Annotated in this window: 11 protein-coding genes and 1 tRNA gene; 1 reads left to right on the forward strand and 11 read right to left on the reverse strand. The window is 48.0% G+C overall.

What is annotated here, in order from left to right; genetic code table 11:
• Positions 1-56: 56 nt before the first annotated feature.
• The 5 genes from BKD12_RS10995 to BKD12_RS11015 form a co-directional block, all read right to left on the reverse strand.
• Positions 57-140: transfer RNA gene (locus tag BKD12_RS10995), tRNA-Leu, on the reverse strand.
• A 61-nt stretch (positions 141-201) separates the two neighbouring features.
• Positions 202-735 (reverse strand): DUF5662 family protein, encoded by a 534-nt coding sequence (locus BKD12_RS11000; protein WP_070089352.1) that lies wholly within the window; start codon positions 733-735, stop codon positions 202-204.
• 20 nt (positions 736-755) lie between these two features.
• Positions 756-1412, reverse strand: coding sequence for a TraX family protein (locus BKD12_RS11005; protein ID WP_070089353.1), 657 nt, complete (start codon positions 1410-1412; stop codon positions 756-758).
• 6 nt (positions 1413-1418) lie between these two features.
• The gene (locus tag BKD12_RS11010; RefSeq protein ID WP_070089354.1) at positions 1419-3119 is read right to left on the reverse strand and encodes an alpha-amylase family glycosyl hydrolase; all 1701 of its coding nucleotides are present in this window, start codon (positions 3117-3119) and stop codon (positions 1419-1421) included.
• A gap of 35 nt (positions 3120-3154) precedes the next feature.
• The gene (locus BKD12_RS11015; protein ID WP_070089355.1) at positions 3155-4183 is read right to left on the reverse strand and encodes a sugar ABC transporter substrate-binding protein; all 1029 of its coding nucleotides are present in this window, start codon (positions 4181-4183) and stop codon (positions 3155-3157) included.
• A gap of 143 nt (positions 4184-4326) precedes the next feature.
• Here BKD12_RS11015 and BKD12_RS11020 point away from each other — a divergent pair, with 143 nt between their 5' ends.
• Positions 4327-4614, forward strand: coding sequence for a DUF1292 domain-containing protein (locus tag BKD12_RS11020; protein ID WP_070089356.1), 288 nt, complete (start codon positions 4327-4329; stop codon positions 4612-4614).
• On the opposite strand, the gene BKD12_RS11025 is transcribed toward BKD12_RS11020, so the two are convergent.
• From BKD12_RS11025 to grdC, 6 genes are all read right to left on the reverse strand, one after another.
• A complete protein-coding gene (locus BKD12_RS11025) occupies positions 4600-6438 on the reverse strand; it encodes an ATP-dependent helicase (protein WP_070089357.1) in 1839 nt (612 codons plus the stop codon). The genes BKD12_RS11020 and BKD12_RS11025 overlap by 15 nt on opposite strands.
• A 10-nt stretch (positions 6439-6448) precedes the next feature.
• Entirely contained in the window at positions 6449-7909 is a 1461-nt protein-coding gene (gltX, locus tag BKD12_RS11030; protein WP_070089358.1) for a glutamate--tRNA ligase, read from the reverse strand.
• Positions 7910-7925: 16 nt separating this feature from the next.
• On the reverse strand, positions 7926-8396 hold the full coding sequence (locus BKD12_RS11035; protein ID WP_070089359.1) for a threonine/serine exporter family protein: 471 nt from the start codon (positions 8394-8396) through the stop codon (positions 7926-7928).
• Positions 8393-9625: a GNAT family N-acetyltransferase gene (locus BKD12_RS11040; RefSeq protein WP_070089360.1), complete on the reverse strand. Its 1233-nt coding sequence runs from the start codon at positions 9623-9625 to the stop codon at positions 8393-8395. Before BKD12_RS11040 ends, BKD12_RS11035 begins: the two co-directional genes overlap by 4 nt.
• Before the next feature lie 132 nt (positions 9626-9757).
• Positions 9758-10912 (reverse strand): glycine/sarcosine/betaine reductase complex component C subunit alpha, encoded by a 1155-nt coding sequence (gene grdD, locus BKD12_RS11045; protein WP_070089361.1) that lies wholly within the window; start codon positions 10910-10912, stop codon positions 9758-9760.
• A gap of 12 nt (positions 10913-10924) precedes the next feature.
• Positions 10925-12463, reverse strand: a complete 1539-nt coding sequence (grdC, locus tag BKD12_RS11050; protein WP_070089362.1) for a glycine/sarcosine/betaine reductase complex component C subunit beta — start codon at positions 12461-12463, stop codon at positions 10925-10927.
• Positions 12464-12568: the final 105 nt, after the last annotated feature.

Here is a 12568-nt window from a genome sequence, read left to right on the forward strand (position 1 = left end):
TAAAAAACAACCCCTTGAAAACTCTATGCTTCCAAGGGGTTATACCAAATGCTTAATGCGGAAGATGGGACTTGAACCCACACGGCACGAATGCCACAAGATCCTTAGTCTTGCTCGTCTGCCAGTTCCGACACTTCCGCGAACCGGACTCTCAAACCGTCCGAAAATTATAATACTATACCCGTTTTCAAAAGTCAACACTTATTTTAAAATATTACGGCGAATATAGCGGAAGGTTTCCTGCTCCCCCTTCTCAGCCAGCATCTTCAAAAGAAAATGCAGAAGCGCCGCCGTCTCCGGGTGGATCATTTTCCCGAGCTTTGCGGCTCCTCTTTCATAATATTCCAGAGGATCCCGGTCGGTATAAGCTTTTCCCCGATAGGTTTTTGAGGCAGCAATTCGATCCATAAACATTTCAATCACATATTTGACCGGCATCTTCTGCCCCACGATCCCTTCCTTAGGGTCTGCGCTGTAATCGATCCAATACTCATAATGATGCTTATTCCGCCCTTTATGATGCAGCCAGGCCTTCGAATACCCGGTAGCTTCCCTCTCGGCATTATTAGGGCTGCGGTTGCCCTGATAATAGCGGCAGCCTACCAGAAATTCTGTCGGCGAATATTTAGACATGTCATGCAGGAGCCCCTGACGGAAAAGCCCCACCTGAAAACACTGTTTCATTACCAGCCATTTATGATGATTGATCGTCCTTAAATGCTCGAATACCTTCATATCCTTCATCCTTTCAGACTCTAAAACCTGCTGATTCCGTACAGAAGCAGCAGATGCGCCGGATAAAATATGTAAAAGAAATACTTCATTTTTCTCCCCCGCTCTCCGTTATAAAGCGCAAGGGGAAGGACTGATAAAACGCCGTATTTCTGGATTACTCCCTGATACAGAAAGTTCCAGAGTCCGCCGGCTGTCACAGCCAGCCACCGGGACTCATGAAATATATAAAATACAAAGATCAGAAGGATACCCCTGAAATTATAGTCACTCCTGATAAGTACCGCCAGCCACATGGCAAAGAGCAGGATCACTGCCTTTACCGGCCATTCACGGTTTCTTTCCAGCAGGACCATCATACCGATCCCGATCAGCAATGTAAAAAACACATTCTGATGAGCATACTCCAAAGGCACGCCCCGGAACGCCAGATCATAGGGAATCTCAGAAATCAGTGCAAAGACACCAAGCCTCCCCATATACCGCCGGACATCATGCGTATGAAAAAATCCTTCTACAATGAGAAAACAGAAAATCGGAAATGCAATCCGTCCCAGACATCGAAGCCATATTTGTGACGGATACAGAACCGCCCCCGTATGATCCAGTGCCATGGACACGATAGCAATACATTTCAGCTGAAAGCTGTCGAGACACTGGATGTTCCACCGCTGATTCATACCTCATTACCTGCCCGAAAAAATCATGATCGTCCGCTCTTTTACTTCTGCAAATTTCTGATCATCCAGAGGCTCCGCCTTGTCAAGGATCCCTTCCTGCGTCGATGCAATCCGGTACCACTTCTTTCCTTTCGGCAGCGCCGGGAGGGCAAATGTATGCTCCAGCCAGTGCATATTGTAAGCGACAAAACAGTCCTCGTCGTTCTCTCCTGTCTGATCTGCTCCGCTATAGTAAACCCCCAGCTGTCTGCTGGACACTTCCAGCGGTACTCTCCATGCATTTTCTCCATGATAAGATACATCCGGAACGCCTTTCTTAGAATAAGTCATCCCTGTCATCTCTTTTTCAGGCCAGAATACCGGATGTTTTTTCCGGAAGGCGATCAGCTCCTTCACAAAATCATGGAGTTCCGGATGTTTTTCCAGTCCGCTCCAGTCAAGCCATCCCACCGGATTATCCTGACAATAGACGTTGTTGTTCCCTTTCTGCGTATTGCCGAATTCGTCCCCGGCCAGGATGCACGGTGTTCCCTGCGCAAGCAGCAACAGGAAGAATGCATTTCTTGTCTGATTCTTCCGAAGCTCTGTTACCGCCTTCTTCCGGGACGGCCCTTCCGCCCCGCAGTTCCAGCTGTAGTTATAATCCGGTCCGTCCTGGTTCTGCTCTCCATTGGCTTCATTATGCTTACCGTCATAAGAGACAAGATCCCGCAGGGTAAACCCTGTCTGCCCGGTGATCATATTCAAAATCTCTTTTGTTTCTGACTGATGGCGCAGCCAGTACATTACATCCCGCACCATCCCTTCATCACCCTTCAGGAACCGCCGCATCACTGTCTGGAATCCCGTATCATGCACCAGAATCTTTGTATGCTTCAGGATCGGATCCGTATGGATCGCATCCATAGGCGCCACATATGGGTTCAGAAGGAATCCGTCAATATGGTATTCCAGGCAGTAATACCTCAGACACTCCTCCATCAGCTGCTTAGAAGTATCCCCTGTAAAAGGCATCTCCAGTACTACTTCTATTCCTTCCTTATGGCAGGCCTTCACCATGTCTTTCAATTCTCTCTCTCCGTCACCGGAAGCCGCATAAGCACTCTTCGGCGCAAAGTAATATGCCGGGCCATACCCCCAATAATTCCGGAAACGTCCACACTCTTCGAACTCATATACGGGCATGCACTGGATTTGATTGATCCCCAGATCTTTCAGATAAGGCAGCTTTTCCACGACACCCGAAAACGTGCCTTTTTTCTCCACTCCCGAGGATGTATGCTTTGTAAATCCCCGGACATGCAGGCTGTAAGCCACGATGCTATGGAAGGGAAGCTTAAGAGGCTCATCTCCCTCCCAGTCATATCTGCCGCTTTTTAAAACGCCCCTGACCTCATGCTTCTGGATATCCCGTTCCTTCCCCCAGATATCCCGTCCGGCCAGGCCCCTGGCATAGGGATCTACCGTCACTTCACCGCCGATCATATAATTATATTCATAGTCAGCAGGATCCATACCCTCCAGGGCAAGAAAGCGTACTTCGCCAATCGCTTCCGTCATTTCATACCGTTCTTTTGGCTCTTCTTCACCAGCTCTGTACAAAAGCAGCCAGCACCGCTCCCCTTCCGGAACCGCCACGGAAAAATTCACATGATCTCCCGAAATATTGATACCTAATGGTAATGGTTGCCCCTGTACTTCTCTCATAGTCTGTCCTCTCTTTCTGTCTGCTTCCGGACCGTTTACTGCCAGCCGTCCACCCCGTACATGTCTACATTTTCTGCATCGATCATGAATACTTCCTCATAAACTTCCGTTTCATAATCATTGCCCTCTAAAATATTAATTCCTGTCTCCGCCGCTGTTTTTCCCATATTGATCGGCGACTGAGCTGCTGTTCCGGCAATCTGATTACCGGATTTCTTTAATTCCTTTTTGATATCCGGCGAGCCGTCTACTCCATAGATGATCACGTCGCTAAGTCCTGCAAGATTGGCAGCTGTTTTCGCTCCTACGGCCAGCTGGTCATTCCCGCACATAACAGCCGTGACATCCGGATGCTCCTGGAAGATTCTCTTTGCAGCCTCCAGAGCTTTTTCGAACTCACCATTTGTATCCTCCCTGGCCACAACCACAAATCCTCTGTCCGCATCCGCAATGGCCTCTTCAAACCCCGTAATCCTGTCATTGATAGAATTCTGTGTCGGGCACTCCAGGATAGCCACTGTACCGCCGTCAGGACACCGCTCGATCAGATCCTCTCCGCAGATCTGACCGGCCTCAAAGTTATCGGATCCCACATATGCATCTACATAGTCCATTTCCTTGACCTGTGTATCAACATTAATGATTCTGACATCCGCCTCTTTAAGTGCCTCAAGAGATGGTGTGATGGCCTCCCAGTCTACCGGGCACAGAAAGATGGCGTCAATCCCCTCATCGATCATTTCCTGAATCTGGCTTTCCTGTGTCTCCGGATCTGATGCCGGGTCTTTGGTGATCATCCGATACCCTTCTTCTTCTATCACCTCGCGGATCGCAGATTCCAAGGTGATGAAATAAGGATTTTCCATATCGATCGCGGTAAATCCAAAAAGAAAGGAATCCTCTTCCTCCGCCTCTTCTCCGTTTTCTGTATCTGCATCACTCTGTGTATCTTCGTCCGGCACAGCGTTATCCTCTGGTGTTCCTACATTTTGTTTACACCCTGAAAAGAGAAAAGCGCAGGAAAGTATCACGGCCAAGACCATAAACATTCTTTTTTTCAACATCTTTCTTTTCCTCCCTGTGCAGTTTTACACATACATATAAATATTTTACACTATTTTAAAGTATTTGGCTACTCTTCATTCTTGCTTTTTGGATTCTTCTTTGGTACAGTAAGAGTATCTACAAAATAAAGGAGATTCATATAATGGACGAGTATATGACAGTTACCCTGACACTGGACAACGATGAAGTCGTGGAATGTGCAGTGCTCACCATCTTTTCTGCAAACGGACAGGACTATATTGCCCTGCTTCCTCTGGATGAAAAAGGAGAACCCCAGGACGGCGATGTATATCTGTACCGCTACATCGAAAACGATCCGGAAGATCCGGAGCTTGAAAACATCGAGGATGATGACGAATACGAGGCTGTCGCTGACGCTTTCGACGAGTGGATGGACACCCAGGACTTCGAAGACTTAGACGAGGAATAATTCCTCCACAAAACGGGAAGGATCCGCATCCTTTCCGTTTTTTTCTTTTACATAGCTGATCACAAGCTTATTCTTTGCCCGGGTCATTGCTACATAGAACAGACGCCTCTCCTCTTCAATTTCTGTTTCCAGCTTTGCCTTTTTATAGGGAATACATCCCTCATTTCCATGAATCACAAACACCGTATCAAATTCCAGGCCTTTAGCTCCATGCATAGTCATCAGCTTTACCCTGTCCTGCGTAAGATCCGGCCTCTTTTGTTCCTTCAGTGCCTTTCCATACTCATCTATATGAGCAAGCCATGCCTCCATTGTCGGATATTCCCTGGCTGACTGCTGAATTTCCTCCAGGACAGAAAAAAGTTCATCCGCTCCGATTCCCCGGTAAGCTGCATATTCCTTCAGGAATTCATCATAACCGATACTTTTGCGGATATACTGGATTGCCGCAAAAGGGGACTTATTTTTCAGCATCTTCATATCCCACTCCCACTGGTCGATCCGGTCCATCATCCATTCTTTGTCACAATAGAAATTCCGGATCGTTTCATAGGATATAGTATTTCCGGTCATGGCTTCTCTCCCAATATAACGCTTCGGCCGGTTAGCCACCTGCAGGAAATGCTTCCTTTCTCTGTTCCCAAGCGCCAGCTGGAAATAGCTGATCAGATCCATTCCTATAAAATGGTCATATATATTCTGGATCTGCTCCTTCATAACGAACGGGATCTGATATTCACTTAAAGTTTCCGAAAGAGTTCTTGCATCCAGGCTGGTTCTGTAGAGCACTGCAATCTCCGAATATTTTACCTTTTCTTCCAGCCTCTTCCCGATCTCTTCTGCCACATACCGGCTTTCCTCCTGCGGATCCTTCACCTCCTGCACATGGACAGTCTCTCCCGCGCCGGCATCCGCCCGCAGATTCTTTTTGTACCGTTCCTGATTATTTTCAATAACCCGAAGTGAACTTCTCACGATATTTCCGGTAGAACGATAGTTCCTGTCTAACAGGATCCTTTTCGCCTGTGGATAATCCGCACAGAATTTCTGCATGATCCCAGGTCTTGCTCCCCGGAACCCATATATAGACTGATCGTCATCCCCTACCACAAAAAGATTATTTTCCGGAGCCGCCAGCATCCGGATCACATCATACTGTACCTGATTGATATCCTGAAACTCATCAACCAGGATATAGCGGAACTTTTCCTGCCAGACCTTCAAAAGATCAGACCTTTTCTGAAAAAGTTCCCGGCATAAAAGCAGCATGTCTTCAAAGTCAATCCTTCCACATTTCCACTTCTGTCCCTCGTATTCCCGGTAAAGTGAGGCAAATCTCTCTGCCGGGATATGCGCCGGATGGTAATCTTCAATGTTCATTCCCCGGTTCTTTACATTCCCGATTTCTATCGCAAGTTCTTTAAGTCTGTCCTTTTCCTCTTCGGCCTCCCGGGATTCTTCCCACCCGATTTCCTGCATCGCCTGGCGGATCAGTTCCAGCTTCTCTACATCTTTCAGGAGCTGAAAGTCCCGGCTTCCGTATGCCCATTTCAGTATTCCGTAATAGATACCGTGAAAAGTTCCGAAAGTAACCCCGTTTCCTTTTGCCCCGGCAATCTTCCGGAACCGGTCACGCATCTCACACGCGGCATACTTTGTAAAGGTAATGACCAGAATTTCTTCTGGCCTTACCTTATATTTCTGTATCAGATATTCAATTCTCCTGGCGATGGTAAGAGTTTTCCCGGAACCGGGACCGGCGAGGACCATACATGGTCCCCGATCATAGGCGACTGCCTCAGCCTGAGCATGATTTAAACTCATCAGATTCCCCTTACTTTGTTAATAATTCGATACCTTTCTTAATCCGCGCAAGTGACTCTTCTTTTCCAAGAATCTCCATGATCTCGGTTGCGCCACCCGGTGTATTCTGCTTTCCGGACACAGCCGTTCTGATCGGCCACATTACAAAGCCGGTCTTTACACCTTTTTCATCAACATATCCCTTCAGCAGTTCAAAAAGCGCATCATTACTGAAGTCCTCCTGCTTCTCGAGAAGCGGAAGTACCTCGGAAAGTACCTCCAGTGAATTTTCCTCATTCGTCTTCATTTTTTTATGGCAGTACATAGATGGATCATACTCTGGAAGCTCTTCGAAAAAGTCGATCTGCTCCGCAATATCCGGAAAGATTTCAATCCTGGTCTTTACCAGGGCCGCAATTTTCTTTAAATCACAGTCCCGTTTTACCACTGCACTGATATATGGCTCTGCCATCTCGTAGAAACGGTCAAAGTCCATAGCCTTCAGATATTCACCGTTCATCCATTTCAGCTTTACAATATCAAAGACGGCAGGAGACTTGCTCATATGCCGGTAATCAAACTCTTTTACCAGCTCTTCCAGAGAAAAAATCTCCTGGTTGCCGGACGGACACCATCCAAGAAGCGCCACATAATTCACCACCGCCTCGGTCACAAATCCCTGCTCGATCAGGTCTTCGTAAGAAGAATGGCCGCAGCGTTTGCTCAGCTTTTTATGATTTTCATCTGTGATCAGCGGACAGTGCACATACACCGGCACGTCCCAGCCAAATGCTTCATAAATTTTGTTGTATTTAGGAGCTGATGAGAGATACTCATTCCCCCTTACCACATGGGTGATTCCCATCAGATGGTCGTCAATTACATTGGCAAAATTATAGGTCGGGTATCCGTCGGATTTGATCAGGATCAGATCCTCCAGCTCCTCATTGGGAACCGTGATATCTCCATAGATGTCATCATGGAAAGTAGTCTCCCCTTCCGTAGGCATATTGAAACGGATCACATAAGGCTTCCCCGCAGCCAGATTAGCCTCCACTTCCTCTTTGCTGAGTCCCAGGCAGTGTTTGTCATAAACCACGATCTCCGGTCCGCCTTCCTCTGTCACCTTGCTTTTCAGGGAAGCAAGACGCTCCTTATCACAGAAACAATAGTAGGCGTCTCCCTGCTCGATCAGCTTCTTGGCATATTCCAGGTACAGTCCGGACTGATTTCGCTCACTCTGAACATAGGGCCCCACACCGCCGTCTTTATCCGGGCCCTCGTCATGGACAAGTCCTGTCTCCTCCAGAGTATGATAGATAATCTCCAGGGCTCCTTCCATGAAACGTTCCTGGTCCGTATCCTCGATTCTGAGAATAAAGTCACCGCCCTCGTGCTTTGCGATCAGATATGCGTACAACGCCGTTCTTAAATTCCCCACATGCATCCGTCCCGTCGGACTGGGTGCAAATCTTGTCCTTACTTTTTTCATGTTCTTTCTCCTTTTTCTATTTTAATTTTTGTCGTCTTCTTCTGCCGTTCTTCCAGTACTGCCCCTGGAAAACCTCACGGGGGATCGAGACTACCAGCACGATCCCAAGTACAATGGCAAAGGCGATCTTCAGTGCCTCCAGCCCGCTCTGCCCTGCCAGTCCTGTCTGCCCGGTAACCAGATAATATGCGGTATAGTAAACTCTGGCTCCCGGGACTAATGGAAAAATCCCGGAAATCAGGAAAACCGTGATCGGACACTTCATCTTCACCGTCAGCATCCTGGATATAAAAACCACCACTAAAGCCCCCGCAAAGGACGCCATCGCGGCAGAGGAATATCCCTCGATCCAGATATAGACCAGCCATCCGGCTGTCCCCGTCACGCCTCCAGCCACATAATATCTGCGCGGCACGTTAAAAAGAATCTCAAATGCAACAGATCCCAAAAAGGGGCAGATCAGATTTGCGACTAATCCCTGTATCATATCATAACCCCTCCTGTGAAACTGTTATAGATACTCAGCGTGGTTCCGACACCGACTGCAATATATACAAATACCAGCAGTGCATCGATCATACGCACTGTCCCGGACAAAAAGTCACTGTCTGCAATTTCCCGGATCGCATTAGTAAAAGCAAGCCCCGGTACCAGAGGCATGATCGCCCCTATGATCATTCCGTCAAGCCTTGATATGCCAAGGAACGGAATATGTACAGCCAGAATCGCCAGCGCTGTGATGAGAGCGCCGCCCACCATATTGACGATGATTTTAGACATATTCATCCTTTTTCCAAACAATACCCAGACATATAACAGACATCCGATGAAAAAGGCGGCCAGACTTTCCTGCAGATTTGCCCCCAGAAGGTATCCAAACGCCGCACTGCCTACACCGGCCGCAAACACCTGATACGCTCCTCGTTTCCCCGGAATCTTCTCAATTTCTCTGAGCCGTTCCCATGCAGCATCAATTCCTATATGTCCCGCACTGATCTCTCTGGACAATTCATTGACCTCTGCCACAATTCCCAGGTGCGCGCCCGAAAGAGGCACATGCTTTACCTTTGTGTAGACCTCATTCATACCTTTTTCCGCCGTGATAAAAATAGCATGGCTTATAATAAATGTATCTACATAATCTACGTGGAATCGTTTGCAGATTCTGGTCATAGTCTCCTCCACCCGGAAGATTTCCGCCCCGTTTTTTAACAGGACCTGACCGGCTTCTACTGCCAGATCTACTACTTTTTTAACATCAATCTCCGAATCCAGCCTCTTCTTTAAATATACCATATCGACCAGACGCACTCCATCTTCATAGATCGGTTCCCGGTAATTATCAGTAAAGAAGCCTGCCACGATATGAGAATTAACAAAACCACATTCCCGGTAAAATCCCAGTGTAGCCTCACTATTCCCGGTTCCCACATACATAAGGTCACATCGGTTGCTGTAATGCTCACACAAAAAATGGATCATATATCTTCCATATCCCTTACGCTGGACTTCCGGCATCGTCGCTATATTTTTCAGCTCACATTTCCGATGGTTTAAAAGAACTACGACTGCAACCGTAACCGCCTGCCCCTGGTCATATAACACGAACAGATCCCCTTGATCCAGATATTTCATGATCATATCTTCCTGGGGATCCGCCAGCAGAAGCATATCCATATAATCTCTTTTGCCTTCTGTAATCTGCTGAATTTCCATGTCTTTGCTCCTTGCCTTGAATGAATCTCATTCATTATAGCACCGACGCCGCAATTCCTCAACCCCCAGAAAAAGGGTGTCCCGACATGTGTCAGAACACCCTTCTTTACAGATTTATCAGATCTCTTATCCTTATCCGATATATCCTGCCTTTTTCAGTTCTTCCTCAGCTTTTGCAAGGTTTGCATCGGATACACGAATGATCGGTCCGGTACATCCCATTCCACTCTCTGCGTAGATATTGATCTTCCACAGCACTTTCACTGCATCCTCCAGGTCCATAACCTCGATACCTGGGATCTGTGCAGTAACAGTCTCCTTCGGAGGCTCTTTTACGTCTTCCTCCGCTGCCGCCGGCTTGGATGCTGCTTTCACAGAATCCAGGATCTCTTTGTAGCCTGCCTTCTTCGCTGCTGCGAACTCTGCTTTTGCTACTTCAAAGACTTTTCCTTTTACCAGCTGTGCTGCATAACGGATCGCATTTGCGATGACCGGTGCGCCGGAAGCTCTGGATACGATCATGACTAACTGCTCGTAGCCTTCTCCGATTCCCGGGCCATAGCCAAAGCCTGTTGCTTCAAAGCTTCCGCCGGTATTTGCGGATGACAGCATCTTCACCAGGATATTTCCTGTCAGGGAATCTGTCACCATGATGTCCGGGGATGCCTGCAGCACGTCGTTTCCTCTCATCACGCATCCGCCGTCTGCACGGCTGGACTCTGCGAATGTGATCGGATATCCGTTCTCCTGAAGCTGCTTTAATGCTTTCTCTGTCTGGCGTGCGCCGTCCACGTTCAGGATTCCCACTGTCGGATCCGGATTTCCGCAGGCCTTTGCTGCAATGATTCCGTATACCGCATTCTTGATCATTCCTTCAATACGGTCTGTACTGGAGGTTCCTGTGGTGTTGGCGATGTACATCTCTTTCCCGTATGCAGGTGTCACACAGCGTCCTACTGTAGATACTCCGATCGGGAACGGGAAGTGCATGGTCACTGCCGCGTCGATCTCTTTATTTTTCAGCATTTCTTCCATCTTGTCGTGGCCTTCTTCATCGTTTGCCACTTTGACGGTTGTCACGCCTTCTGCCTCTAAAGTACCGATATAATATACATCGATGCCGTCTTTTGCCGCCTCTACGGCTGCAGCCATGGAGTTCTCCTCTCCATGCTCGCTTCCCATTCCGGTCAGCGCGATCTTCGGTCTTTTTCCGAAGCTTCCTGTCTCTAACCCTTCTGCCATCTCCATAAAGGTGGTGGCAATCATTTTTTCTACACTATTTGCCATATTCACCACCCCTTACTCTGCCATCAGGGTCGCAGCAAAATCTTTCATCGCTTTCGCAATCAGTCCCTTTACTTCTTCTTCGGATACACCTGCAGCTGCCTCTTCTTCTGCTGCGGTATTTCCGTGGATCAGGAAGGATACTCCGTCGAACAGGTTGGTCATACGTCCAAGGAACAGACTTCCTTTTCCGATGATCATTGCGTTCTTGATCTTTCCTTCCTTGATATCTTCACATGCAGGTCCGATATACGGTACTCCTGACGGGATATGTCCCTGGGTCGGTGCCCATCCGGTCAGTCCCTTCTCTGTTGTGAAGTTTGCCAGCTCTTTTCTGTCCAGCTCGCCTCTCTTAACTGCCAGCGCACCGATCATCTTGTAGTTGGCAAGCGGAACATCTCCTGCTCCTGCCGGTTTTGTGATATCCGGGTTCTGCATCTCCGGTGAGAATTTATCGATATCTGTGATCTTCATTCCCACTCTGTCTAACGGATCTGCCACCAGGCTTCCGATTACGTTCTGCGGAGCGGAACCGGTTCCTACAGTGTGGCGTCCAAGTACGTTTAAGTCGATCTCCGGGCTTACACCGTCGTTTTCAGAAATAACAACTGCGAATCCGCCCAGGCAGTCTTCCAGGATCGGAAGGCCTTTCTTTACATGGTCTTTTCCGTTCATACCAAGTTTTGCAGTACATCCTCCGGAAGTAACTACAACAGTCTTGTATGCGCCGGATTTTACCAGTGCTGCAGCTTCGATCACTGCGTGAGTCGGAGCAGCACAGAAACCTCTTGCGTCAGATCCTGTAGCATTTACCAGTCCGGCGATCTCTGCAGCAGCCTTTGCGAAGTTGCCGCCGCCTCTCTGGTTCATGTCACCGCAGGCTTCCTCTGCACAGTCGATCACATACTCAACCTCTGCTTTGTCGATGCCGGCGTTGCGTACAGCATAGAGAAGTGCCAGTACGCTGGAAGCCTTGCTCATCAGGTTCTCATGCATAACGTGAGCAGACAGGTTCACGTCGATATCGTGTGCACGTTTTACACATCCTACCAGCTTATCGTTGAAGTACAGGCCTTCTGCATGCTCTTCATTTACGAAGTGCTCGATCTCGCTGAGCTCTACACCTTCGTGGATCATAGCAACGATGTCCTCTCCGATGATCGGATCAGCTGCAAATTTATCCTTATACTCTGCTACGAAGTCTTTGTCCAGTCTGACAACCTCGAACTGGTCGCAAGCCTGTACCAGGAACAGGAACTCTTCCTCCGGCATGATCTCGCCGTATTTTCCGTAACGGTCTGCATCCTCTTTCTTCTTGTCATACCATGGGAACTCTACGCCTGCCAGCTCTTCCGGATGAACATTTCCGATGTAGGTCTGGTTCGGCCAGTATTTTACTGCATCCTCATAAGAACGCAGGTTAGATTTTACCTCTTTCAGGTATTCGGACTCCGGATTTACGATCATTTCCGTTGTCTGTGTGGTTCCGTTATAATACACCATGTCCGGAGTATGTACCAATACATAGCTCGCTCCCTTGATTACACTGTTCATTGGTTTTCCACCTTTCTCTTATTCATAAAATATAAACTGACGTGCAGTTTATGGATGAAATCTATAAATATATAGAAAAAAGGAGCAGCCCCATTTCTGGGAACA

Origin of the sequence: Merdimonas faecis (genome assembly GCF_001754075.1) — a bacterium.
Classification (GTDB): Bacteria; Bacillota; Clostridia; order Lachnospirales; family Lachnospiraceae; genus Merdimonas; species Merdimonas faecis.